Source organism: Paenibacillus sp. FSL R5-0810, from assembly GCF_038002285.1.
Classification (GTDB): domain Bacteria; phylum Bacillota; class Bacilli; order Paenibacillales; family Paenibacillaceae; genus Paenibacillus_AQ; species Paenibacillus_AQ lactis.
Genome location: NZ_JBBOCF010000001.1, coordinates 2,569,092 through 2,595,549, shown reverse-complemented (window position 1 = coordinate 2,595,549; position 26,458 = coordinate 2,569,092). Strand labels below are relative to the sequence as shown.

The following is a 26,458-nucleotide window of genomic DNA, read 5'->3' as shown; positions in this document are numbered from 1 at the left end:
GTAGGTTTCCTCCTTCATGGATGATATGAATGTATTTTTATTCTCTTATTTGGCCACTACCGATAATAACATATTTGGAGGAAGTAAGCGCAGGAAGGCCCATAGGTCCCCGGGCGTGCAGCTTCTGGGTGCTGATACCGATTTCGGCCCCGAAGCCGAATTCGAATCCGTCGGTAAAGCGCGTCGACGCATTATGATACACGGCGGCGGCATCGACTTCCTGAAGGAAGCGCTCGGCATTCTGCCCATTCTGCGTCACAATGCATTCGGAATGCTTGGTGCCGTATTCTGCAATGTGCGCGAGAGCCTGATCGAGATCGTCCACGATTTTAACATTTAAAACATAGTCGTTGTACTCGGTCGCATAATCCTCGGAAGAGGCTTCGCGGGCCCAAGGTGCATAAGACAGCGTGCGCGCGCAGCCGCGAAGCTCTACATTCCGTTCCTTGAAGGCTTCGGCCAAGGAATGAAGATGGGATTTGGCAAACGCCTCATGGACGAGCAGCGTCTCCATCGCATTGCAGACCGAAGGGCGCTGAACCTTGGCATTGAGGCTGATCGCGGCAGCCATGTCGGGCTGAGCCGACTCGTCGATATACGTATGGCAGATGCCGGCACCTGTTTCAATGACGGGCACGGTGGAATTCATAACGACATTTTGAATCAGCGAGCTGCCTCCGCGAGGAATAATGACATCGAGCAGCCCGTTCAGCTTCAGCATCTCGTCAACGGACGAGCGGTTCGCGTCCTCGATGAGCTGCAGGGAGGCCGCAGGGAGCGCGGTCCGCTCCATCGCTTCGTGGAGGACCTCCACGATTTTGCGGTTGGACGAGAGAGCGGAGGAGCCCCCGCGGAGCACGACGGCGTTGCCCGTCTTTAGGCAGAGTCCCGCCGCGTCCACCGTTACATTCGGGCGGGCTTCATAGATGATGCCGATGACGCCGAGAGGGACGCGTTTCTTTACAATATGCAGGCCGTTCGGACGCTCAATCGTCTCGAGCGTGTCGCCGATCGGGTCCGGAAGCTCCACGATCTGCCGCAGCCCCTCGGCAATGCCGCGGATCCGTTCTTCATTCAGCGCAAGCCGGTCCAGCAGGGAGGAGGACGTTCCGTTCTCCTTGCCGCGCCGGAGGTCTTCGGCATTCGCCTCCATGATATCACTGGCGCGCGCGATCAGCGCGTCGGCCATTTCAAGCAGAGCCTTATTCTTTTCATTCGTGGTCAGCTTGCCGAGCACGGCGGCGGTTTGTTTGGCAAGCTGTGCTTTTTCCCTTACTTCACTCACGGTTCATTCCTCCTTATAATCAAGCGATCGTTATGATCCAATCATCGTTATTTCAGGGTAATCCATTCGTCCCGGTGAATCACCTCAAGCCGGTGCACGTCGCCGATCAGCTCGAACACGCGGCTGCTCGGCAAGCCGATGACGGCCTGCAGCTGCTCCTCGTCATAATTGACGATGCCCCTTCCGAGCCGTTCCCGGTTCATGTTCAGCACTTCGACGACATCTCCGGCATGGAAGCTGCCTTCCAGCCGCTTGATGCCGACCGGCAGCAGGCTGTGCCCGCCGTGAAGGAGCGCTTCCTCCGCGCCCTCATCGACGATGATCCGTCCCAAGGGAGATGACATAAAGCCTAGCCACTGTTTTTTCATCGGCAGAGAGGAGAGCTGTGTTGCGAAATACGTGCCCTTCCCCTGATGCTCGTAGGCCAGCAGCAGATCTCCCGCCGCGTCCGCTTTTCCGATGAAGACCGGAACGCCGCCGCGCGTTGCGATTTTGGCTGCGTCGATCTTGGAACGCATCCCGCCGGTACCGACGCTGGTGCCTGCGCCTCCGGCCATGCCGTATATCTCTTCGGTAATTTCCTCGATCTCCTCATACCGGGTGGCACCGGGAGATTTGCGCGGATCCGCCGTATACAACCCGTCGGTATCCGTCAGGATGATGAGCTGCTGCGCTCGAACGAGGTTAGCCACGAGGGCGGAAAGCGTATCATTGTCTCCGAATTTCAGCTCATCAATCGAGACGGTGTCATTCTCGTTAATGATCGGTATGATGCCCTGCTTCAGCAGCTCCGAAATGGTCATATTCGCATTGTTCATGCGCTTCCGGTTCGCAAAATCAGTCCGGGTCAGCAAAATCTGCGCCGCCTTCAGCCGGTGCTCCGCCAGGGCATTCTGGTATGCCCTCATCAGCAGCGCCTGGCCGAGCGCAGCCGCGGCCTGCTTCTCATGAAGCAGCTTCGGCCTGCTCTCATAGCCGATCTCCCGGAAGCCTGCGGCAACCGCGCCGGAGGTCACGAGGAGAACCTCGTGGCCGGCACCGCGCAGGGCTGCCAGCTCGGCAGCGAAGAAGGCGACGGAATCCAGATTCAAGCCGCCTTCCTCGGTTGTGAGGGAGCTGCTTCCGATCTTGACGACGATGCGTGAGCTCATCGCAATCACTTCCTTGTACGTATTTTTAGTCTCTAGCATTGATGGATGCATGATCATAGAAATAAAAAAACTTCCGTCCTTATGAAAAAGGACGAAAGCTAGTCTTCCGCGGTACCACCTTTATTGATGAGCTTATAGTCATGCCCATCCGGCTTTGGCCTTGTAACAGAAGGCGCTGTCCTGCTTGAAGCAGGCCGCTCGGGGGTAGGTTTCGGAAAGTGGCCGCGCCGAGCCCTCTCAGCCAGTGGAGCTCGTTCTCTGGTTTGCGCGCCGTTGCTTTCGTACTGGTCCCGTCATCGCGTTTGACGATTCAATGTTCATGTATTGCAAGAATATCATATTGATGCCGTTTTTTCAAAGCAAAAACGAAGCTTCTAGAAGAGGCCCAGCTTGCCGATTCGATATGCCGCTTCCTGCATCCGCTCCTCGCTGCTCAGCAGACCGACGCGGACATACCCTTCACCGTGATCGCCGAAACCGACTCCCGGGGCAACGGCAACCTTGGCTTCCTCAAGGAGCAGGTTTGCAAACTCAACGGACGTATAGCCCTTGGGAACAGGCAGCCAGCTAAAGAACGAGCCTGCCGGCTTCGGCGCATCCCAGCCGATCTCCGACAACGCTGCGAAGAATGCGTCCCGCCGGCTTTGATAACGGCTTACCAGTGTTTGGACGCAATCCTGGGGGGCAGTCAGGGCAGTAGCCGCTGCTGCCTGAATTCCTCCGAACAAGCTGACGTAAATATGGTCCTGAAGCAGGTTGATCAACGAGATGATCTTCGCGTTCCCGAGAGCGAAGCCAACCCGCCAGCCGGCCATATTATACGTTTTGGACAGCGTATAGAACTCCACGCCGACGTCCTTGGCTCCCTCAGCCTGCAGAAAGCTGACAGGCTGCTTGCCGTCGAAGCCGATCGCGCCGTAAGCGAAATCGCTGGCCACAACGATTCCGTGCTTTGCGGCAAAGTCCACGGTCTCCTCGTAAAAGGACAGGGGAGCTACCGCCGAGGTCGGGTTGTTCGGATAGTTCAGGAACATCAGCTTAGCCCGCTCCCGGTCGGACGGGGCGATGCGGCTATAATCGGGAAGAAAGCCGTTGTCCGCCGTAAGCGGCATAAACTTCATTTCAGCGCGGGCAAGAGCAACGCCGGACCAGTAATCCGGATAACCCGGATCGGGCACGAGACAGACGTCCCCGGGATTAAGGAGCACTTGCGGGAGCTGGACGAGCCCGGTCTTTCCGCCGAACAGAATGGCGACCTCGGTTTCCGGATCCAGATCCACGTTATAATCCTCCTTATAACGATGGGCAATCGCTTCCTTAAGAAACGAATAGCCGGTAAACGGCGAGTATTTATGATATTGAGGATTGTCGGCTGCCTCCTTCAGGCTTGCCACGATATGAGGAGGCGTCGGCTGATCGGGATTCCCCTGGCCGAGATTAATGACGTCGTGACCCTGGGCCACCTGCCTGTTGACATTCGAGACCAGCGTCGCGAAAAACTGGGTCGGCAGCGTCGGCATTATCTCGGCCGGCTCGATATGGAATGGTTGATTAGGTTTGCTCATGGCGGATTCATCACTCCGGTTATTGAATTGCGCTTGATTCCCCTTCATTATGCATGGTTGTATCAGCGGTCTTAAAACAATTAGCATTAATTTATCACGATTTATCCGGGGTGTATAGAGGGAAATGGCGTACAGGGTTGCGGCGGCAGGCCCTTCGGGGCTATGATGATGTCAAGAACAGCCGAGGGTTCGTTTGGACAAGGACCGCTTGCGCTAAACCATGAGTATTTGACCTGATTCCTAATTCAAAAGAATATAGGCATGACAAGGGGGAACCGAAAGTGACTGGAGGAGCTAAGCCTCAATTGAATATCGCGCTCATTCAAGCTTATATCGAGATAGGCGAACCGGGCGCCAATACGAACCATTTGGCGGCGATGATGGAGAAGGCCGTATCCGCAGAAGAAAGGCCGGACGTGATCGTGCTGCCGGAAATGTGGAATACCGGGTATGCGCTGGACCGGATTGGAGAGCTTGCCGACCCGAACGGGGAGGAGACGAAGCGGCGGCTGAGCGACTTCGCCAAGCGGCATGGCGTTCATATCGTAGGCGGATCGGTAGCGGAGAAGATCGGCGATCGGATATACAACACGATGTACGTATTTGGAAGGGATGGCGAGATTACCGCAAGGTATTCGAAAATGCATCTGTTCCGTTTGATGGATGAAGAGAAGTTTCTTCATGCCGGAGAGGAAGCGGTCACCTTTGATCTGGAGGGCTTGAGAGCCGGGGCATCGATCTGCTATGACATCCGATTTCCTGAGCTGTCCCGTACGCTGGCGCTGGCAGGCGCGAACGTGTTGTTCGTTCCGGCCGAGTGGCCGCATCCGAGACTCCATCACTGGAGGACGCTCCTGACGGCCCGGGCTATCGAGAATCAAATGTATGTCGTTGCCTGCAATCGGGTCGGCCGCAGCGGAGAGACGGAGTTTTTCGGGCATTCCATGCTGATCGATCCTTGGGGTGAAGTGATTGCCGAAGGCGGTGAAGAGGAATCCATCGTCACCGGCACGCTGGATTGCACCCTACCAGGTGAAGTAAAGGGGCGGATTCCGGTGTTCGAGGACCGGAGACCTCACTTGTATTTTAAGTAAGGTTTTTGCAAAAATCCAAAGCAAAAGAATGCAAGGATGCGCACCTGAAATTTCAGTTTCATATGCGGACAGGCGGGTATACTATGGGTAATCCGACTGAGAGGAGGTTTTCGAACGCATGGCAGAGAACAACCAATTCGACAGCCGCGGCATTGAGCAGGAAGATCAGAAGGCGCAGTTTCGCAGCTTCGTCGAGCAAGTAACGGGCGGCGGAAGCAACAGCAGGAACGAGTCCTTACAAGATCAATCGCGCACGGCCGATGAGCAAAATCGGATGATCGACCAGCACAATCTGCGAAAATAGCTCGCCGATCAAAATTCACGGCAGCTGACGCTCTTTCGCAGGTTAGGATGGCAGGCACGGTGCTAGGACAGAGAAAAATAAAAAAAGCAGGCCCTTGTTATAGGTCATTGACCTTGGCAAGGGCCCTTTGCTGCGGGTTTATACGAATAGAAGGAACCCGTTTCCGATTTCGGATGAATCAGGACGGACTCCCGATTACTCACGTACGCTTTCCACCACGAGTTTATCCATGACCTGCTTGAAGGTATCGATGAAGGCGTCCGCCGCCTTCGACAAATACCGTCCATTGCGGAAGGCAACGACTAGCGTCCGGCTGGGGACCGGCTCGGCAAGCGGCAGATAGACGGGGATAAACTCGCTTCGCTTCGCTCTGGCAATGAATCGCGGGACTAGAGTAACCCCCATGCCCGTAGCGACCAGGGACTGCAAGGTTTCGATGTTATTGCTCTCGAACACCACCTTCGGCTCGAAGCCTGCTTCGCGGCAAATATCGAATGTAAGCTTCCGAAAGCCCTGACCCTTCTTCAGCACCACGAATTCCTCGTCCCGGATTTCATCAAGGGAAATCGGCCGGAGCGGGTCATGCGCCGCCCGCCGTGCCAGCTTATGCTGCGGCGGAACCGCGAGATCGATCATCTCTTCGCCGATCGGAATCCAGGATAGCGAAGGCTCGGTGAGCGGGAGCGCCAACAGGCTCAGATCAGCCTTGCCGCTCGCCGTCAGCTTCTCCAGGTTCATGGAGGTGTCCTCCAGGAGCGTGATTTCAATATCCGGATACCCTTTCTTGAACGCCGGCAGAACCCTTGGCAGCAGATGGGACCCCGTGATCGGCATGCTGCCGACGACGACCTTGCCTTTGCGAAGCTGGGAAATGTCGGACATCTCCTGCTTCAGCTGCTCGACCGCGTCCATGATCTTCTGGGCATGCTCCACAAAGCTTGCGCCTGCGTGCGTCAGCTCGACCGAGCTGGTGTTGCGCTGAAACAGCAGAACGCCAAGCTCCTTCTCCAGCTTGGACAGCTGCTGGCTCAGCGAGGGCTGGGCGATGTGGAGCTTCTCCGCGGCCCGGGAAAAGTTCTTGTCCGCTGCGATTTGCAGCGTATATTGCAGTTGTCTAAGTTCCATGAAGATCATCACCCCGTTATAGCTGTATCCTATTACATCTATAGTTATTATATCTTGGAACAATGAAGATGGAAATGATATATTACTATCAACGTAAGGATGATGCGCTGCAAAGCTTGTACCACAAGGCGATCAAGGGCGGTCATCCTGTCAATGGACGATAGAACAATGGGGTGATATTGATGGGTAAGAAGACAATGTTCGAGAAGATTTGGGATAATCACGTTATTCATCAGGAAGAGGGTAAACCGGGCATTTTGTACATCGACCTGCATCTCGTTCACGAGGTGACTTCGCCGCAGGCGTTCGAGGGACTGCGTCTCAGCGGCCGCAAAGTGCGCCGTCCGGAGCTGACATTCGCTACGATGGACCACAACGTGCCGACTAAGGACCGCTATAACATTACGGATCCGATCTCCAAGCAGCAGATCGATACGTTGACCAAGAACTGCCAGGACTTCGGCGTAACGCTGTTTGATCTGGACACCATCGATCAGGGCGTCGTTCACGTCATGGGACCGGAGCTGGGACTGACGCATCCGGGGAAAACGATCGTGTGCGGCGACAGCCACACCTCCACGCACGGGGCATTCGGAGCGCTAGCTTTCGGGATCGGCACAAGCGAGGTTGAGCATGTGCTTGCAACGCAGTGCCTTCAGCAGGCGAAAGCCAAGACGATGGAAGTGCGCTTTGTAGGCAAACGCAATCCAGGCGTAACGGCTAAGGATATGATTCTTGGCGTCATCGCAAAATACGGAACGGATTTTGCGACCGGATACGTCATTGAATACACGGGCGAGGCGATCCGGGAGCTGTCGATGGAAGAGCGGATGACGGTCTGCAACATGTCGATCGAAGGCGGAGCGAGAGCAGGGATGATCGCACCGGATGAGACGACCTTCGAATATTTGCGCGGACGTCAATACGTGCCGCAAGGCGAAGCCTTTGATGAGGCTGTAGCAGCTTGGAAAGAGCTCGTAACCGACGAGGGTGCCGAGTTCGACAAGGTTGTGGAATTCGACGTTGAATCGCTGATTCCGCAAGTAACCTGGGGAACAAGCCCGGGCATGGGAACCGACATTACGTCAACCGTTCCGAATCCGGCCGATTTCAAGACGGAAAACGAACGGAAAGCTGCTGAAAAGGCGCTTGAATACATGGCGCTCGTTCCTGGTACGCCGATGTCGGAAATTCCGATCGATTACGTGTTCATCGGCTCCTGCACCAACGGACGCATCGAAGACCTGCGTGCAGCGGCGGCGGTTGCCAAAGGCCACAAAGTGGCGGATAACGTGACGGCAATCGTCGTTCCGGGCTCGGGACGCGTCAAGCTCCAAGCCGAGAAGGAAGGGCTTGACAAAATTTTCATCGAAGCCGGTTTTGAATGGCGTGAAGCGGGCTGCAGCATGTGTCTTGCGATGAACCCGGACGTGCTTCAGCCAGGACAGCGCTGCGCTTCGACGTCGAACCGGAATTTCGAAGGACGTCAAGGCCGCGGCGGCAGAACGCATCTCGTATCTCCTGCCATGGCGGCAGCGGCGGCCGTGAAAGGCCATTTCGTTGATGTTCGCGACTGGAATTTTGTTGCTGAAGAAGTTGTAAGCTAAGAGGACGGAGGAGAAACGTATGCAAGCATTTACGAAATTAACCGGTATCGTGGCGCCTGTCGACCGCGTGAATGTCGATACCGACGCAATTATACCTAAGCAATTTCTGAAACGGATCGAGCGCACAGGGTTTGGGCAGTTCCTGTTCTATGAATGGCGCTTTGACGAGCAGGGGGAGGAAATTGAAAGTTTCCCGCTTAACCAGCCGCGTTATCAAGGCGCTTCGATCCTGATTTCGCGGGCAAACTTCGGCTGCGGTTCCTCCCGGGAGCATGCGCCTTGGGCAATCCTGGATTACGGCTTCCGCGTTGTCATTGCACCGTCGTTTGCCGATATTTTCTATAACAACTGCTTCAAGAACGGCATTCTGCCGATCAAGCTTTCCGAGGAGCAGGTGGAAGAGCTGTTCCAGCGCACCGATGCCAATGCCGGTTATCAGCTGAACGTCGATCTTGAGAGCAAGACGATTACCGATAATCAAGGATTTCATATCGACTTCGACCTTGATGAGCACCGCCGCCAGTTTCTGCTTCAGGGCTTGGACGATATCGGCTTGACGCTCCAGCACGAGAGCGAGATCGACGCTTACGAGAAGAAGCACGCATCCCGTCTGTTTGCCTAATTGCGAAGGTTTGCTCGTCAAAAGATTACAAGATTATTAAACTTCCATTTCTTATGTAGGAAATGGAAGTTTTTTTTGGTATGATGGAAGTAATATGCAGCAATTGTTCACAGAAGAGCGTGAATGTCGGTATTTGTCCGGTACATTTTTTCTCCGAAAATGCCGATTTACATAAATGATAGATTGTAAGTGGCGGTTTGTCGGTATGTCGGTTCTATATGTAGAAAATTCAATCATGGGATGATCGAGGTGGATTCATGAAGAAGTTAGGTTTTTTGTTGGCGCTGATTCTTTGTTTGCTGGTGTTTCCTAAGTCCGTGGACGCGGCTTCTTCCGGCGCAGCCATTTATCTGGACGGACAGCAGCTGAATTTGTCGTCCGGCGTCAAAGTCGACAACATCAAGGGAAATGTGATGATACCGATCCGGGTCGTATCGGAGAACCTCGGATTTGACGTGCGCTGGGACAAGTCCTCGCGGTCGGTGACGGTGTCGAGTAGCGACAAGAGCGTGCGCATGGTTGTCGGCAACGCTCAAGCGGAGCTGGACGGCGAACTGGTCGATTTAAATCTTCCTCCGGTATTAAGCGGGGACACGACGCTGGTCCCGCTGCGCTTCGTCAGCCAACAAATGGGCCTGGACGTCAAGTGGGACAACGCAGCAAAAGCGGTCTACCTGACATCGCCCGTTCCTTCGTCTCCGGATGCAGGTACCTCGCCGGGGAGCGGAGGAGGTTCGGGGACGGACTCGTCTGCTCCTGGGAATAACGCCGATTTATCGACCTTGACTGGGATTTCTTTCAGCGACAATCGTTTGATGATCTCCACAGAGGGAACGGTTGCTCCGAGTGTATTTCCGATGAAGGGGCCGGACCGCATCGTGGTGGATTTGCCGAATACGGTATTTTCCGATGCCTTTCTGGCCGATCACGTAATGAATCCTACAAGCGGCGGCGAGATGGCCGTGACAGATTATCCCGACGTATCAAAGATCCGGTTTGCGCTCTTCAGCCATAGCCCGTCAACCGTACGGGTTGTCATTGATTTGAACGGACCTGCGAGCTACGGGGTGACGCATGAATCGGGGCTCACGATCGTGGATCTGAATGCAGAGGGAGATATGGTGATACCGCCTGTTCCTCCGGTATCGGGAAGCGGGAAGAAGATTGTGGTGATCGACGCCGGACATGGCGGCAGCCAGCCGGGTGCGACCAGCGTGACGGGCAAATCGGAGAAGGTCATGAACCTTGACCTGGCACTCAAGGTTGAGGCCCTGCTTAAGAATGAGAAGAACATTGAAGTCGTGATGACACGCAGCGATGATTCCACGCTAGGACTCAAGGATCGGGTGAAGATCGCCAACGATTTGAAAGCGGACATTTTCGTTTCGATCCACGGCAACAGCAGCACGTCCAGCAGTCCGAACGGCACGGAAACATATTATACGAGAGATGCGAGCAAACAGCTTGCCAACGTGATCCACAAGCATTTAGCCAAAGCGACTGGGCTGTTCGACAGGGGCGTTAAATACAGCAGCCTGCATGTAACCCGGGAAACGAAGATGCCGGCGGTCCTCCTCGAAATCGGCTTCCTGAGCAATAAGGGTGATGAAGCCCAGTTGTTTAACGAAGATTTTCAGAATCGTGTTGCACAAGGTATTGTTGAGGGTATAAAAGAATATCTTAAGTGAGGTTTTTACTTGAGGCTCATCGAACCGCAGCTACTTACATAGGACTGATAAAAAAATGATGAGACCTGAATACTTCCTTCACGTACAATTACCTGTACAAGATTTTATGAACCTAGAGGGGGACACAACGATGAACAAGAAATATTGGATGACAGGAATGCTGGCGCTGCTGCTTGTTTTTAGCGCAGGCTGCGGCCAGAAGCCGGCTGCAGCCCCCGCCGATACTCCGGAACAGACCGTGGATGCGGATCAGGCGGATCCAGGCGATCAGGCGGCTGGCCAAGATAACGAGGATGAGGCAGTAGAACCGGTTAACGCGGGAGCACCGGAGGGAACAGGCCAGACTGCGTCCGGCGGGGAAAGCACAACACCACCTGCCAGTGGACAAGATACGCCTCCGACTGAACCTGAGAAGGTAGATGCTGCCGTCAACCCTGAGAATAAGTCGAGCATCAAGCTCTACTATACCGACCCGGAGGTAATGGAGCTTAAAGAGGCAAGCCGTGAGATCACCTACTCGGGTGACGAGGATAAGTATAAAAAAGCATTCGAGGCTCTCCAAACGAGCTCTGACGCATCCCTTAACCCGTTATGGTCGGATAAAATTACGTTGAAATCGTTAAAGTTCGATCAAGGTGCATTGACGCTCGACATCAGCAAGCCGGCTGAGGCGAATCTGGGCGCGGGAGGCGAAATGTTCGCCATTGACGCCTTGCAGAAGACCTTTTTCCAATTTGAAGAGGTCAAATCGATCGAACTGCTGGTCGACGGACAGCAGATCGAAAGCTTGATGGGGCATGTGGAGCTTGAACATCCTATGACTCGAAAATAATACTGTTGAACTACTTGGTTTCTCATATATGAAAGCCGAAACTCCTATTTCAGTGATGAAGTAGGAGTTTTTTTTGGTAATATGGGAACAATTTCGCAACTTTCAGCCAGGGTCAGCGTCTAAAGTTTGTCAGGTAATGTCGGACAGGCCGATTGCAGAAACGCCAATCTATGGCAAAATAATAGGATGGTAGGGGTGAAGGATGAAGAAGTTCGGTTTTTTATTGTTTCTGGTTGTCATGATGATTGCGTTTCCTAAGATGGCGGATGCAAGTTCGTACAGCGCAAAAATTTACCTGGACGGTCAACAAATCAATGTGTCATCGGGTGCCAAGGTGGAAAACATCAATGGGACGGTCATGGTGCCGATTCGAATCGTATCCGAGAATCTTGGCTTTCAGGTTGATTGGAGTAAGGCAACCAAAACGGTAACTGTCCAAGACGGATCCCAGAAAGTAACGATGACTATCGGAAGCCAGTATGCCGACATCAACGGGCAGCGGGTCCAAATGACCAAAGCGCCGGTTCTTCGAGGCGGGACGACGATCGTTCCGATTCGATTTGTCAGTGAACAGATGGGGATGCAGGTTCGATGGGACAACGGGACAAAATCGGTGCATTTGACTTCCGGCAATGCAGGAAGCAACCCGGATGGAGACGATGGGGCCCACACGGCCACGGTAGACGGCATAAGCTTCAGCGACAATAAACTGATGGTTGCTGTCACAGGCAATGCCAAACCGAGCATTTCGAAGCTGGGCAATCCGGACCGTATCGTCATCGATATGGTCAATACGGAGTTTTCTGACAGCTTCGGCACCATGAACGATTATGACGAAGTGAACAAATTCGGACAGATGGCGGTGTCCGGGTACTCCGACGTGAAGTCGGTTCGTTATTCGCTCTATAACAGCAGCCCTCTCACGGTTAGGATCGTGCTTGATCTGAACCAACCGGCAAACTATACGGTTTCCGGGCTTGAGAACGGCTCCGGGATCTTGACCGTGGCACTGACTGCTGCTACAGATCCATCACCGGGTACAAGCGGCAAAAAGATCGTCGTGATTGATGCCGGTCATGGTGATCATGATCCGGGGGCAATCGGCGTCACGAAGAAGAGGGAGAAGGATTTCAATCTTGCCATGGCGCTGAAGGTCGAGAAGCTGCTTGCGAATGAACCGAATATTGATGTTGTGTTGACCCGAAGCACGGATAAATTTCTCGAGCTGAAGGATCGCGCAAAATTGGCGAACGATCTGAAAGCGGACGTTTTCATATCGATACATGCGAACAGCGCCCCTTCCGCCGCAACGGGCACGGAAACGTATTATTACGACCAATCCGACAAAGCGCTGGCAGCCGCCTTGCACAAAGAAATCGTCAAGGCCATGGGCTTGAAGGACCGCGGAGTAAGATACGGCAATTTCCATGTCATTCGCGAGACGAAGATGCCGGGAGCGCTGCTGGAAGTCGGCTTCATGAGCAACAAGACCGACGAGAGCAAGCTGTTTGATCCCGCAACCCAGGATCGTGTGGCAGCGGCCATTGTTCGCGGTATTAAAAATTATTTGAATGTGAATTGATGAGACGAGTCCAGCGTAATTTGCAGGAGGTGGCGATTTTGAACAAAAAAATATGGTCGGCCGGATTTCTGGCAGCCGTCATGCTGATCGGCGCCGGCTGCGGACAGAAGCCCGGAGCTGCGCCGGACGACACGCCGGAGCAGGTAACTCCTGCACCCGAAGATCAGACAGGCCAGGGAAGCGGCGGCGTGACGAACGGCTCGGGCGGGACGTCAGGAGCCGGAAACGAAGCGACTGCGCCGGAAATGAAGACGGAGAGCATCAAAGCGTATTATACCGACCCCGAGATGATGGAGCTGGTCGAAGGTACGGCTGAGATTTCCTATAAGGATGAGCTTGGGAAATACGAGGCCGCATTCAAGACGCTCCAGCAGAGCAGCGATGCGGACAAGCTTCCGCTGTGGGAGAAAATCCAGCTTCATTCGGTACAATTCGAAAGCGGCAAGCTGACGATTGATGTAGCCGTTCCGGACGAAGCCAATCTGGGGGCCGGCGGAGAGTCGTTTGCTGTCGATGCGCTCAAGAAGACATTTTTCCAGTTCGACGAGGTGGAATCGATCCAGCTTCTCGTAGACGGACAGCAGACGGAGTCCTTGATGGGGCACGTCGATATGGAAAATCCGATGACTCGGTAATGATGGTTGAAGGAGATCACGATCTGCTGTCGAATAGTAGTATATGATGAAGCAGTAGTTAGGAGAGGGGAAAGAGAATGGTACTTAGACACAGCAAACATATTCATTCCAAAAAAGTGGTCTCCGCCGTCATGGCCGGACTTATAGCATTGGGGGGCGGCGCTTCCGCCGTATCAGCAAATGAAACGTCGGGAGGCACGGCAGCAAGCACAACGCAATCAAGCCTAAGAGCATTCAGTGATGTCGCTGCAGGCTATTGGGGAGAAAAGTACATTTATCAGTTGGCGGCACAAGGGATCGTTACGGGGAGTAGCGGAAAGTTCAGACCGAATGATCCGGTTACACAGCAGGAAGCTGTGACGATGGCGATCCGCTTTTTAAGCATGCAGGATCAGCTAGGCAGCGGCGCTGCGACATTACCGACAAATATTAAAGTTAACGATTATTTCACGCAGTACGTTCAACTGGCTTTTCAGCAAAACCTGCTCGACAAGCAAAAGGAGTCCGGTTATTCGGACGAAAAGGTCATCTGGGGTGCGCAGAAGGCATCGCGGGAATGGGTTACCGAAATGCTGGTGCGTTCCATCGGACGTACCGCGGAGGCAAATGCCGCCAAGAATAATGCGACAGGCTTTGCAGATAATGCCAAAATTTCTCCGGATCGCCTTGGCTATGTGAATGTAGCGGTAGAGTTAGGGCTGGCCCAGGGCGTCAACGGCAATAAGTTCGATCCGCAAGGAGCTGTGACTAGAGCCCAGCTGGCAACGTTCTTCAGCCGTGCGCAAGCGTATATCGATACGAAATATGCCAACCAATACGAAGGCTATATCGCTTCCTTGGATAATGGCAAGCTCGAATTGTACGTTGACGGCAAGCTGCAATCGTTCAAGCTGGATGCATCGACCGCGTACTTTACTTCGGATTCCGCGAAGAGACAGCAATTCTCCGATCTGAAACCTTATACGAAGGTTGTGGTCGTAGCGAATAACGGAACTGCGGCTTATGTGGAAACCACGGATCCTGCACAGCAAGTGGAGCGTTTCGAGCGTACATATGCACGACTGTCGCCAAATCATGTCATTTGGTTCGATACAGGCAGCACCTTTGAGGAGCTGAGCTATGATGCCAATACGCTGTTCCTCGATCAAAACGGGAATAAAATTGATCCGAAGACCCTTGCAGCAGGCAGCCTGCTTACCATTGAACGCGAAACCTTCAGCCCGCAAAAACGAATCGTATCGATTCGCGTTAAGAGCGGGCTGGTGAATAAGTCGTCTGAGGGCGTCATCACGAGCATCGACACCGTAAATAAGACGATCACTCTGAAGGACAGCACAGGATACGAGGATACGTTTGCCTGGGACGAGAAGTCCGTGATCCGTTACCAGAATCAAATTCTGACTCCGGCTGAGCTGAAGGCGGGCTACACGGTGAAATTTTCGGTGGAGAACAGCGTTCTTCAGTCCGTGGAAGTTGCGCAAAGCGTAGAACGTACCGTTCAAGGCATGTTGTATGCGGTTGAAGAGAACGGCAAGACGATCACCTACAAGCGCAATGGCAGCACGCAGCTCGAAACGAAGTTTTTGGCTGACAAGCCTGAGATTATCGTCAGCGGCGTAGCGAAGCCGGTTCTCTCGGATCTGCTGGCAGATGCGGTTTCCGGAGACAAGGTTTTGCTGACGATCAATGGGGAAGAGCAAGTGACCAAGATTGAGGTAACCGGCCGGCAGATGGAACAGCTCGATGCCGCTACCATCGTGAACTATGATCCAAAGACGCGTTGGTTGACCGTTCGTGATGCGAATAACCAGCCGCGGGTCATCATTTTGGATGAGAAGACGAAGCTCGAAGCAAGCACGGGAACGACGCTCGATAAAGTGGAGCCGCTCTTGGGCGCAGGACGCAAAGTGAGCGTGTCGGTTATCGGGACCCGGGCACTGTCGCTGGAAGTTGTATACAAGGTCGAAGGCAAGGTCAGCAGCATCAATACGTCCAAGAAAATCATCTCGATTGTGGACGCGAACGGTAAAGTGGAAGAAATTCCGTATAACACCACGCTGATCGTTGAAATTTTCGGCAAATCTTCCGCATCGCTGGCGGATGTCCGAGTAGGTGACGAAGTGTCAGCTCAATTGTCGACCAACCAGGATTATCTGCAGACGTTAAAAGTGAAGACGGCAGCCCAGTTCGAGGTTGTCTTTACGGAGCCTTCGAAGAACCGGATTCGTGTAAAAGCAAACGGAACGACCAGCGATATTTATACCGATAAAGCAACGCTGACGGGCGAGAGCGGACAAGCTATCCTGCTTGCCGACCTCCGTCCGGGCACGCTGGTCAACATATCCCTTCAAGGTAACACGGCCGTGGCCATATCTGAAGTGAAGCTGACGCTTGGCGAGATCACGAATGTGGACGCATCCGGTAATGTGGTGACCGTGAAGGATTATGCCGGCAACAGTCAAGCCATTGGGGTAAGCGCAGGAGTGAAGGTCGTCCGCAACGGCTCGACGGCTACGAACTTGAGCACGCTTGCCGCTTCAGATCGCGTTGAAATCCGTAAGGATATTCAAGGCGTGACGATTATTAATGTGATGGAAAAGCTGGAGCGCTCCTTCTGGCAGTCCAGCAATTCCGAAATCCAGGTGAAGCGCAAATCGATCAACGATAACTATCGCTTCGCCCTGTCGGATAAAGTATTTGTTCATCAAGGTGACACGACTTTATCCGTGCAATCCCTGAAGGAAAATGATAATATTGTACTGTACCTGAACAACGGTGTCGTTGTGGAGATTGTAAAACAGTAGGATTTATCATCCGGGGATTACTTGAGACACACCGTCTTGATGCGGGGGCTTCTTCGCATCAAGATTTTTTTTTGCGGGAGGGAATTCATATTATGAATGCGGCAACGGTACGTCATATTCTGGATACAATGGCAACGATGTTTCCGGATGCACACTGCGAACTGAATCACAGCAATGCGTTTGAGCTGACCATCGCTGTGCTGCTGTCCGCCCAGTGTACGGATGAAACCGTGAATAAAGTGACCAAGGATCTGTTTCAGAAATACAAAACTCCGCTGGATTACGTATCGGTGCCGCTCGAGGAGCTGGAGCAGGATATCCGGCGGATCGGCTTATACCGTAATAAGGCGAAGCATATTCAGAACCTGTGCGCGATCCTGATCGAGCAGTACGGCGGCGAGGTGCCGGAAGCTCATGACGAGCTGGTCAAGCTGCCGGGCGTTGGACGGAAGACAGCGAATGTCGTCGTATCGAATGCTTTCGGCGTCCCGGCCATCGCTGTGGATACGCATGTCGAGCGAGTGTCCAAGCGTCTTGGTCTGGCTGCGTGGAAGGACTCGGTGCTGGAGGTGGAGAAGAAGCTGATGAAGCGGGTGCCTCGTGAGGAATGGACGATAACGCATCATCGGATTATTTTCTTCGGCAGGTACCACTGTAAAGCACAAAATCCGCAGTGCCAGATTTGCCCGCTCCTCGATGTCTGCCGTGAAGGAAAGAAGCGTATGAAAACATCGGCAGTCAGGAAGAATAAGGAACAGCCGAGAGTAAGCAAGACATAGACAAGATAAGAGGATGGGATAACACATGAAATGCATCTCCGTTTACACCGACAACTTTGAATTGTTCTCCGATATTTTCGAGCATGTGGTGGAGAGCCAAAACCAACTGAACGAGAATGAAGAGCAAGAGGTGGAAGGCGTGACCTTCAGCCATTCCGGGGACGCGCCGGAACACTATTTGGAAAGAATGTCGCAAAAGCCCGAAGTCGTGGTTATGCGCGACAAATCCCGCGGTTTGACGATTCTGCAGCACGGCAGCGTGTTTGAAATTTTGATTCCGGCGGAAGACGGAACCGTAGTATCGTAAAGCTCGTTTGACTGCGCTTCGCAATTTGGTCCATTTAAGCTGAGCACAGCGGCACGGATTTTCATAAGCGATACTTCTTCAGGACCTCAGGAAGGCGCCTGAGAGAACTTCGGGTAGCGAAAGGCGGCAGGGCATTGCTGCTAACCGTTCCCGATGTTTACGAGTGAGGTATCCAATCGATCCGATGTTTGACAAGAGGCTGTCCCGTAAGGTCTATGACCCGGGGCAGCCTTTTCGTATGTTGAGGAAGCAACGGGGGAAATGCTTGCGGGGGATATGACGTATCGTTCACCCGATGACGTAATCTCGAAGAAGCAAACGGGCACGGGGAACGTGAGGAGCATGTCGGTTAATTAGAGTCCTCTCCGGATGCGTCGTTTTCTTTCATTAATATAAGAATATAATAAGATGATCTCTGGACCGAAGGAATCGTAAACAACGGACATGTGGATAGAAAGCCGGATACATACACATCGAACAGGAGATCGGAAGACGATGAGTTAGAACCATACGAATGATTATAACGAACGGTAAGCAAGCACTGTATCTGAAGAAGGGAATAGCTTTCCGTCGCATTCCGAACAGAAGGCAGCGACCGGAAGCATAGGCTTTCGTTCGCTTTTGCAGGCGGATATCCCCACCTCCGTAACAACAGGAATCGGAAGAACCATTCATGCATCTCCTTAACATAGGGGAGCGGAATCAACCATCGCATGTAGTGCATTGTACTTTAAAGTCACAAGCAAGTAGTTCACCCACCATCCACGGGGGATCAGGCTGCATAATTGTTGATAACGAGGCATGTCCGCTTCACGAAGCATGAAAGGATGGATTCGGGGAGGAGCTTAACGTGTTCTTCGCTCATGAAATGTCGCAAAATCGCAGCGGGATCGAAATGCGATGATTCCTTTAATGCCCGAGCGATGATACAATAAAAAGATGTGAATAGAATGTGTCAGAAATATAAGATTCATGGATTGGAGCGAGAAAGGACATTGAAGATAGCCGAACGTGAACTGGGAGCCCATGAGCTTAACAAGACGATGACAACGGTTAAGGACCGCTTTTTGGATTGGAATGACGAATCATCAGCGGCTCTAGCCGAGGATTTGATACGCAAGGGAGCGAGCGGGGAGCTGACGCTGGCGTTTTGCGGCCACTTCTCGGCCGGCAAGTCCAGCATGATCAATGCGCTCTGCGGCAAACCAGTGCTGCCATCCGGTCCGGTGCCGACCAGCGCCAATATCGTCACGATCCGCAGCGGCACACCGAAAGCACTCATTCATCGCGCAGCCGATGATCATGGCGAGCCGATGACGGTGACGATCGAGGAGCTGGCTGATTATTGCAAAGAGGGCAGAGCCTATTCAGCCATTGAGGTATGGGAGGACATTCCGCTGCTCGGGGAATCCGGCGTTCTGATGGATACGCCGGGGGTAGACTCGACGGATGACGGTCACCGTTTGGCTACCCACTCTGCGCTTCATATGGCCGATGTCGTTTTTTACGTGATGGATTATAACCATGTGCAGTCGGAGAGCAATCTCTTGTTTGCGAAAAGCTTGTCGGATTGGGGAAAGCCGCTGTATCTCATCGTGAATCAGATCGATAAGCATCGGGACCAGGAGCTGTCGATAACGGATTATTTGCAGGACGTGAAAAAGGCCTTTGCGCAGTGGAAAATTGCCTATAAAGGACTTCTCTGCACGTCGCTTAAGGTGAAGGAGCATCCTTATAACCAATGGGAGCGGCTCAAGTCGCTGATTCGTGAACTTATCGCGATTAAAGATCCGCTTCTTGGCTACAGCGTATCCTGCTCCATGCATCATGCGGCGGATCAGCATGTGGACGCTTTCGCCCGCTCTCTCCAGCCCGAGAAAGAACGGCTGCTTGAGGAAATGGGCGGTGAGGAGGCGGCAGCGGCCCTTAAGGCGCGCCTTGAAGAGCTGGAGTCACGGAAGCGGGAGGCGGAATCGCTGCCCGGAACTGCCCGCCAAGCGCTTCGCAGCGAGGCGGATTCTCTTCTTGCCAATGCGAACTTAACGCCGGCGGATGTGCGCGAGCTCGCCCGCCTGTTCTTGGAGAGCCGCCGCAGCGGGTTCAAGGTCGGCTTCCTATTCTCGGGCGGAAAGACCGAAGAAGAGAAGCGCCGCCGTCTGGAAGCGTTCCATGCCCGATTGAAGGAACAGATCTCCGCTCAGGTCGATTGGCATGTCCGGCATTTGTTCCGAAGCATCACCGAGAGCTATACGGAGTGGAATACGGAATGGGAAAGCATGCTGGATCATGAGCTGCCGACGGTTCAGGAGGATATGGTTACAGGCGGGATCCAGTCGGATGCGATTGTTTCCGGGGAGTATGTGCTGAACTATTGCCGGGAGCTGGCCGAGCGCATCAAGGCCAGCTATCGCCGTGCCGTGTCGGAGCTGGCCGACCGGCTGCAGGCGGTGTTGACGGACGCTTCAGCCGTCCGTCTGCAGGAGCTGGGGCGCCAGCAGGAGGAGCTGCTGGCGCAATCAGCGGCTTCCGCCCGCTATGCTGCGCTGCAGCAGGCGGAAGCCGCCCGCGCGGCGGAGCTGGCGCAGCTGCTCCCGCCGCGCGCCTCCCTCACCCCCGGCCTCCTGCCGGAGGTGAGGGAGCCGGAAGGGCAGCCCGCCCAGGCGGCTGCCCAAGGCGGCGCCCCGGCTGCGCAGCCGGGGCAGGGGCGCACCGCTCCGCGCCGCAGCAGCGCTGCGCCGGGGGCGCCCCAGCGGCGCCAGCAGCTTGACGCTGCGGCAGCGCAGCTGCAAGCGGCCGCCGCGCTGCTGGCGCCGTACCCCGCGCTGGGCTCCGCCGCGCGGGATTTGACCGCCCGCGCCGAGGCGCTCGCGGGCGGCTCGTTCACGATGGCGCTGTTCGGAGCGTTCAGCGCCGGCAAATCCTCCTTCGCCAACGCCTTGCTTGGCGAAGCGGTGCTGCCGGTTTCACCGCACCCGACGACGGCCGCGGTGAACCGCATTCTCGCGCCGGCTGAAGGAAAGCCTCATGGGACCGCAGCCGTGCGCATGAAGAGCCGCGAGATGTGGTGGGACGATCTGAAGTATTCCTTCAGCGTGCTGGGATTGCCAGAGCCGAGCCCGGACCGCTGGAGGGCGGCAGCGGAACAGCTGACACCATCGGGGCTGCATCCGGCAGCTTTGCCGCATTACGGATTTCTGAAGGCGGCGGCTGCCGGCTGGGAAGAGATGGAGGGCAGGCTCGGGACGACGGAGCTTGTGCAGCTGCCGGAATACCGCGGATATGTCGCCGATGAGCGGAAATCCTGCTTCGTGGACGGGATTGATCTGTATTACAGCTGCCCGCTCACCGAGCAGGGGATCGTCCTGGTCGATACGCCGGGAGCAGACTCGCTGCATGCCCGGCATACGGGCGTCACGTTCAGCTATATTAAAAACGCCGATGCGATTGTCTATGTGACGTATTATAATCATGCCTTTTCCAAAGCGGACCGCCAGTTCCTGTCCCAGCTCGGACGGGTGAAGGACAGCTTCGCGCTTGATAAAATGTTCTTTATCGTAAATGCCGCCGATCTTGCCCAGTCTGAAGAGGAGCTGGGGGAAGTCATCAAGCACGTGCGCAGCAATTTGACGGCGAACGGCGTCGGCAGTCCGCATCTTTATCCGGTGTCGAGTCAATCGGCCTTAACCGGGAAGCTGCAGGACGATGCCGGAATCCTCGCCGCATCGGGGTTTCCGGCATTCGAGGAGGCGCTTGGGCGCTTTGCCGCGGTTGAATTGCCGAAGCTGTCGCTGCGCGCCGGGTATGATGAGGTGGCTTCCATCCGGGACCGGATTCGGACATGGGCCGAGCTTGCCGCTCAGGACGCTACGACGCGCCAGCAGAAGATCCAAGCGATGGAAGAAGTGCGAAGACAGGCGCTTGTTCGGCTAGAGCAGTTAACGGAGGATACGATGGCCCGCGATATAACGCAGGAATGCAGCGAGCTGTTGTTCCATGTGCGGCAGCGGCTCGATTACGCGATGAACCGATTCTTCCAGGAATCGTTCAACCCGTCCGTCCTCCGCGAAGACAGCGGAAATATGAAATCGGCATTTGCCGCGTGCGGCCAGGATTTGCTGCGTACGCTGTCCCTGGAGCTGGATCAGGAGCTGTGGGCGACAACGCTCCGTTTGGAGCAGGCGGGACGCAAGCTGACCGAAGGCGCAGCCGGAAAAGCGGCAGCCGATATTCAAGCGATGGAGGAGGGATTGGCGCTCACCCTCCGGCGGGAGCCGGATTGGCCGTCTCCGGAGCTTGCCGAAACGGAGCTTTCGATCGACGGAGGCTGGCTGGCATTCTGGTCCTTGTTCAAAAATCCGAAGCACTTTTTTGAGGGCAGCGGCAGCGTCAAGCTCCGCGAAGCGGCCGAGCCGAAGGTGAAGGAGGCGATCGCCGCCGTCGTCAGCAAGCGCGAGGAGCAGCTGGCGGAGCATTATGCCCGCATGGTCGCCAACTCCTTGCGCCATCATGCAGGAGCGCTTGAGGAACAGCTTCAGGAGTCGGTTGAAGCCATCATCGACTCGCTGAAGGACGGGCAATCCCCGCAAGTGTGGAATAAGCTGGCTGACGATTTGCAGGAGCTGACGGCGGCCGGACCTCTTCAAGGCTGATTCCGGCATCCTTGTTTCAACCGAGTGGGGACGATATTCCTAATCCAATTGAACAAATACGGGTCACGGATAAATCCGCGCCAAGTATGTTCCAGGTTTTGAATGGATGACAGTAGGTTCGTAAAAACGTTACACGCACCGAACGGAACATGCAAAGGTGCGTAAAAACGGTCCATTGCTTTGCAGAATAAACATCCATAGCGCAGACGTCTTCCGAGCCATGCATCATGGCGGCGGAGGCGTCTCTTTTTATGGAACCGTGAATTACCTTTTTATGTAACTTTATTTCGCGTGATTGAAGAGCAATGGCTGCACAAACCCCATGTATTTGGCGCCTGCCCCTGCACTTGCCATGTTCTAATGATGACTGCTGCCGATTAACAGCGTCGACTAATGACTGCTGTACGATCAACAGATCAACAGCGTCGACGTTCGGACGACAAGCATAGATGCAGGCTCCTGGGGACAGAAATCATAGAAAACCAACCTTCCGATACCCTTCTCCAAAAAGTCCGGAACCGGGACGAAATGCACAGTGGCTGCCCGAAGCGGTCGCTTCCGGGAGAAAGAGTAGCATAGGTGAGAATTAACGATTATTTAATCAGTAAACAAAGATAAGTTTAACTATTTGCCTTCATTAGGTCCTTTTGGCTCATTTATGACCGTTATTTCTCTTTGCCGCCCGTTCAGGTCGATGATAAACTTCATAAATGCTACATAACCTGAACGAAAAAAATCCTACGGAGGAAAATCATGAATGTTCTTAGGCAACTGCAGGGCTTCTTTTGGGAGAAACGGAGTTATCTCTTTCTCTCCATTCTCTGTCTGGCGATTGCAACGGCGCTGGGACTTGTGTACCCGTACCTCTTGCAAGTCCTGATTGACGATGCGATCAAGATGGAGAACTTCGGCATGGTTCCGCAGCTGGCACTGACCGTATTGGGGGTTGTCATCCTCAAAGCCTCCATGCAGTTTCTGCACGGCTTTTTTGGAGGGAGGCTGGGCAACTACCTCGCCTACTCGCTGCGTAACGCCTGCTACGAAAAATTGCAATTTTTATCGTTCCGTTACTATGACACGGCACGCACCGGGGACTTGATGTCGCGGCTGACCGGCGATCTGGAAGCGATCCGGATGTTTATCGGCTTCGGCTTCGCACAGCTGCTCAATCTGGTGCTGATGGTCACCTTCGGGTCCATCATGATGTTCACGATCAGCTGGAAGCTGACGCTGATCACGCTTGTCGCGATGCCGTTTCTCGTCGTCGCCGCACTCAAATTCGAATCGAAAATTCATCCGGCGTTCCAGGAGATGCGGCTTGCGCTCAGCTCGCTGACCACGGCCGTACAGGAGAACATTACGGGTGTCCGCACGGTCAAGTCTTTCGCCCGCGAGCCGCATGAAGTCGAGAAGTTCTCGGAGCGCAACGAACGCTACAAGACGAATCAGATCTTTGCATCTTCCTTGTGGGCACGCTACTTCCCGATGATGGAGCTGTTCGCAAACATCAGCGTCGTTATATTGCTCGGCGTCGGAGGAAGCCTGGTCATTAACGGATCGATGTCGGTCGGACAGCTGGCGGCATTCTTTACCCTGATTTGGTACATCATTGGACCGCTGTGGGGGATCGGCTTCCATATCAACAACTATACGCAATCGAAGGCGTCCGGCGAACGGGTGCTGGAGCTTCTGAATCAGCCGATTGACGTGAAGGACCGCGAGAATGCCGTGGATTTGGTGCCTAGCGAAGTGAAGGGGCATGTCGAATTCAACGAAGTGACTTTCGCATACGGAAACAAAATGGCGGCTGTCAAAGACATTAATTTGAATGCGCCTCCAGGCTCGGTAATCGGCCTGCTGGGCGGAACCGGATCCGGCAAATCGACGATCATTCAGCTGCTTATGCACGCGTACAACGTGAACCAGGGGACCATCACGCTGGACGGCATCAATATTAATGACATCAAGGTGCGCAGCCTGCGAAGCCAGATCGCTACCGTATTCCAGGAGACCTTCCTGTTCTCGTCGAGCATTCGCAACAACATCGCTTACGGCATGAAAGACGTGAGCATGGAGGATATCATTCGGGCTGCAAAGCTGGCGAAGGCGCATGATTTTATTATGGAAATGAAGGACGGCTACGATACGATCGTAGGCGAGCGGGGCATGGGGTTATCCGGCGGCCAGAAGCAGCGGATCGCGATTGCCCGCGCCCTGCTGAAAAATCCAAAGATTCTGATACTGGACGATGCGACGAGCGCGGTCGATATGGAGACCGAGCATGAAATCCAATCCGGTTTCCAGGAAGTCATGAAGGGAAGAACGACCTTTATTATCGCCCACCGCATCTCCTCGCTGCGCCATGCCGACGAAATTCTCGTTCTCGACGAAGGCCGGGTCGTTCAGCGCGGCAAGCATGAGGAATTGATTGCAGTACCGGGGCCATACCAGGATGTATACAAAATACAATATGCGGACCTTATCGCGAGGCAGGCTCAAGCGGGAGGGAAGCAAGGGCAGGTGCAAGCATGAACGCCAACGTAAATACAGAACCCCATCATAGGAGAAAGGCTCCCAAGTCCGAACAGGACCCGGGGGCGAAGAACGAACGCTTTGTATACAAGGATGACGATGCGATCGAGAAACCGTTTAACTGGAAGCAGCTGACGCGGCTGATCTCGTACATGAAGCCTTACGCTAAGCAAATTTTGCCGCTGGTCGGGCTGATGATGATCATCGGAACGATCACGAAGCTGGCGATTCCTTTTCTGACAAGTCAGGCCATTGACCATGCCATCGAGCCGGAAAACGGAAGTCCGAGCCTGACGCTGCTCTATCAGATTACGATAGCCGTGCTGGCCATGTACGTGATTCAATGGATCGCAGGCATCTTCCGGATCAAGTACACGAATATTATCGGGCAGCGGGTCATTTACGATCTTCGCGCCGACTTGTTCAGGCACATTCAGCGGCTGTCCTTTAACTTCTTTGACAAACGGCCGGCAGGATCGGTGCTCGTGCGGGTGACGAATGACGTCAACTCGCTGCAGGATCTGTTCACGAACGGGGTCGTCAATCTGATCATCGACTGCGTTCAGCTCGTCGGCATTGTCGTTATTCTGCTCGTTATTAACTGGAAGCTCGGTCTTGCGGTAATCGTTACGGTGCCGATCATGTTCTTCATTTCCACGAAGCTTCGCGTACGGATCCGCCGGGCGTGGCAGGACGTGCGCATCCGGAACTCCCGCATCAACTCCCACTTGAACGAGTCGATTCAAGGGATCCGGGTGACCCAGGCATACACGCAGGAAGAAGAGAACATGAAGTTCTTCGATCATATGAACCTGGACAGCAAAAAGTCTTGGGATAAGGCCTCGGCCATGAACCAGTCCTTCGGTCCGCTGATTGAAATAACGGGCGGCTTCGGAACGCTGATACTTTTCTGGCTCGGTGCAACGCTTATACAGCAAGGAGAGCTGACGATCGGTCTCTTGATCGCCTTTACCCAATATGTCGGTAACTTCTGGGAGCCGATCAACCGACTTGGTCAAATGTATAACCAGCTGCTGGTTGCCATGGCTTCGTCGGAGCGAATCTTCGAGTTTATCGACGAGAAGCCGAGCATCGATGATAAGCCGGGCGCAGTCAAGCTGCCGAAGATTCAAGGGGACATCAAGCTTGAGAACGTTGTGTTTGAATACGAGAAGGGCCGCCAGGCGCTGAAAGGAATCAACCTGGACGTAAAGGCCGGGCAATCGATCGCCCTCGTCGGTCACACCGGCTCCGGCAAGAGCACCATTATCAATCTGCTGAGCCGTTTTTACGACATTACGGACGGCAAGCTTACCATCGACGGCTATGATATTCAATCGGTCACGGTGGAGAGTCTGCGCAACCAGATCGGCATCGTGCTTCAAGATACGTTTATCTTCTCCGGAACGATTCGGGACAATATCCGTTTCGGCCGGCTGGATGCAACGAACGAGGAGATCGAGCAGGTGGCCAAAGCGGTCGGCGCTCACGAATTCATCGTTCAAATGCCGAGCGGCTATGACACCGAGGTCGAAGAACGCGGGAACATGCTGTCCATGGGTCAGCGCCAGCTGCTGTCCTTCGCCAGAGCGCTCCTTGCCGATCCGAGAATCCTGATTCTGGATGAGGCGACGGCGAGCATCGATACGGAAACCGAGCTCAAAATCCAGGAAGCGCTAAAAGTCCTGCTTAAAGGCCGCACCTCCTTCATCGTGGCGCACCGTCTCTCGACGATCCGGCATGCGGATCATATCGTCGTTCTGGACCACGGACGGATTATCGAGGAAGGGAACCATAACCAGCTTATGCAGAAGCAGGGAACCTATCATGGACTTATTGAAGCGCAATACCGCTTTTTGTAAAAACGTCTTAACAAAGGTTTAACAAAACCGACACA

The 26,458-nt window shown here is 54.2% G+C and carries 18 protein-coding genes; 14 read left to right on the top strand and 4 right to left on the bottom strand.

The window, feature by feature from the left end:
* Positions 1 to 37 precede the first annotated feature (37 nt).
* The 3 genes from MKX76_RS11665 to MKX76_RS11655 all read right to left on the bottom strand — a co-directional run bounded on the left by MKX76_RS11665 (position 38) and on the right by MKX76_RS11655 (position 4,001).
* Positions 38 to 1,285 (bottom strand): glutamate-5-semialdehyde dehydrogenase, encoded by a 1,248-nt coding sequence (locus MKX76_RS11665; protein WP_341033798.1) that lies wholly within the window; start codon positions 1,283 to 1,285, stop codon positions 38 to 40.
* A 47-nt stretch (positions 1,286 to 1,332) separates the two neighbouring features.
* Entirely contained in the window at positions 1,333 to 2,436 is a 1,104-nt protein-coding gene (proB, locus tag MKX76_RS11660) for a glutamate 5-kinase (protein WP_040738589.1), read from the bottom strand.
* Between the two features lie 374 nt (positions 2,437 to 2,810).
* The gene (locus MKX76_RS11655; RefSeq protein ID WP_251536840.1) at positions 2,811 to 4,001 is read right to left on the bottom strand and encodes a pyridoxal phosphate-dependent aminotransferase; all 1,191 of its coding nucleotides are present in this window, start codon (positions 3,999 to 4,001) and stop codon (positions 2,811 to 2,813) included.
* A 281-nt stretch (positions 4,002 to 4,282) separates the two neighbouring features.
* Between MKX76_RS11655 and MKX76_RS11650 the strand changes: the two genes are divergently transcribed.
* Together MKX76_RS11650 and MKX76_RS11645 are read left to right on the top strand one after the other, a co-directional pair.
* Positions 4,283 to 5,095 carry a carbon-nitrogen family hydrolase gene (locus MKX76_RS11650; RefSeq protein WP_341033797.1) on the top strand — a complete coding sequence of 271 codons (813 nt, stop codon included), beginning with the start codon at positions 4,283 to 4,285 and terminating at the stop codon, positions 5,093 to 5,095.
* A 118-nt stretch (positions 5,096 to 5,213) separates the two neighbouring features.
* Complete coding sequence (locus MKX76_RS11645) at positions 5,214 to 5,399, top strand: hypothetical protein (RefSeq protein ID WP_007129888.1); 186 nt, start codon at positions 5,214 to 5,216, stop codon at positions 5,397 to 5,399.
* Between the two features lie 195 nt (positions 5,400 to 5,594).
* Here MKX76_RS11645 and MKX76_RS11640 read toward each other — a convergent pair whose 3' ends face one another.
* Positions 5,595 to 6,524 carry a LysR family transcriptional regulator gene (locus MKX76_RS11640; RefSeq protein ID WP_040738633.1) on the bottom strand — a complete coding sequence of 310 codons (930 nt, stop codon included), beginning with the start codon at positions 6,522 to 6,524 and terminating at the stop codon, positions 5,595 to 5,597.
* Positions 6,525 to 6,706: 182 nt separating this feature from the next.
* Here MKX76_RS11640 and leuC point away from each other — a divergent pair, with 182 nt between their 5' ends.
* The 12 genes from leuC to MKX76_RS11580 all read left to right on the top strand — a co-directional run bounded on the left by leuC (position 6,707) and on the right by MKX76_RS11580 (position 26,423).
* Positions 6,707 to 8,131 (top strand): 3-isopropylmalate dehydratase large subunit, encoded by a 1,425-nt coding sequence (gene leuC / locus MKX76_RS11635; RefSeq protein WP_028403588.1) that lies wholly within the window; start codon positions 6,707 to 6,709, stop codon positions 8,129 to 8,131.
* A 19-nt stretch (positions 8,132 to 8,150) separates the two neighbouring features.
* Complete coding sequence (gene leuD / locus MKX76_RS11630; protein WP_028403587.1) at positions 8,151 to 8,753, top strand: 3-isopropylmalate dehydratase small subunit; 603 nt, start codon at positions 8,151 to 8,153, stop codon at positions 8,751 to 8,753.
* A 257-nt stretch (positions 8,754 to 9,010) separates the two neighbouring features.
* The gene (locus MKX76_RS11625; protein WP_341033796.1) at positions 9,011 to 10,441 is read left to right on the top strand and encodes an N-acetylmuramoyl-L-alanine amidase family protein; all 1,431 of its coding nucleotides are present in this window, start codon (positions 9,011 to 9,013) and stop codon (positions 10,439 to 10,441) included.
* 130 nt (positions 10,442 to 10,571) lie between these two features.
* The gene (locus MKX76_RS11620) at positions 10,572 to 11,273 is read left to right on the top strand and encodes a GerMN domain-containing protein (RefSeq protein ID WP_341033795.1); all 702 of its coding nucleotides are present in this window, start codon (positions 10,572 to 10,574) and stop codon (positions 11,271 to 11,273) included.
* Between the two features lie 202 nt (positions 11,274 to 11,475).
* On the top strand, positions 11,476 to 12,855 hold the full coding sequence (locus tag MKX76_RS11615) for an N-acetylmuramoyl-L-alanine amidase family protein (RefSeq protein ID WP_341033794.1): 1,380 nt from the start codon (positions 11,476 to 11,478) through the stop codon (positions 12,853 to 12,855).
* 38 nt (positions 12,856 to 12,893) lie between these two features.
* Positions 12,894 to 13,490: a GerMN domain-containing protein gene (locus tag MKX76_RS11610; RefSeq protein WP_007129895.1), complete on the top strand. Its 597-nt coding sequence runs from the start codon at positions 12,894 to 12,896 to the stop codon at positions 13,488 to 13,490.
* Positions 13,491 to 13,567: 77 nt separating this feature from the next.
* Positions 13,568 to 16,294 (top strand): S-layer homology domain-containing protein, encoded by a 2,727-nt coding sequence (locus MKX76_RS11605; protein WP_341033793.1) that lies wholly within the window; start codon positions 13,568 to 13,570, stop codon positions 16,292 to 16,294.
* A gap of 92 nt (positions 16,295 to 16,386) precedes the next feature.
* Positions 16,387 to 17,073, top strand: coding sequence for an endonuclease III (gene nth / locus MKX76_RS11600; RefSeq protein ID WP_007129897.1), 687 nt, complete (start codon positions 16,387 to 16,389; stop codon positions 17,071 to 17,073).
* 25 nt (positions 17,074 to 17,098) lie between these two features.
* The gene (locus tag MKX76_RS11595; RefSeq protein WP_007129898.1) at positions 17,099 to 17,380 is read left to right on the top strand and encodes a hypothetical protein; all 282 of its coding nucleotides are present in this window, start codon (positions 17,099 to 17,101) and stop codon (positions 17,378 to 17,380) included.
* A gap of 995 nt (positions 17,381 to 18,375) precedes the next feature.
* Positions 18,376 to 22,029 carry a dynamin family protein gene (locus tag MKX76_RS11590; protein ID WP_341033792.1) on the top strand — a complete coding sequence of 1,218 codons (3,654 nt, stop codon included), beginning with the start codon at positions 18,376 to 18,378 and terminating at the stop codon, positions 22,027 to 22,029.
* A 753-nt stretch (positions 22,030 to 22,782) separates the two neighbouring features.
* The gene (locus tag MKX76_RS11585; RefSeq protein WP_007129900.1) at positions 22,783 to 24,561 is read left to right on the top strand and encodes an ABC transporter ATP-binding protein; all 1,779 of its coding nucleotides are present in this window, start codon (positions 22,783 to 22,785) and stop codon (positions 24,559 to 24,561) included.
* On the top strand, positions 24,558 to 26,423 hold the full coding sequence (locus tag MKX76_RS11580) for an ABC transporter ATP-binding protein (protein ID WP_144879101.1): 1,866 nt from the start codon (positions 24,558 to 24,560) through the stop codon (positions 26,421 to 26,423). The genes MKX76_RS11585 and MKX76_RS11580 overlap by 4 nt, the downstream gene beginning before the upstream one ends.
* Positions 26,424 to 26,458 lie beyond the last annotated feature (35 nt).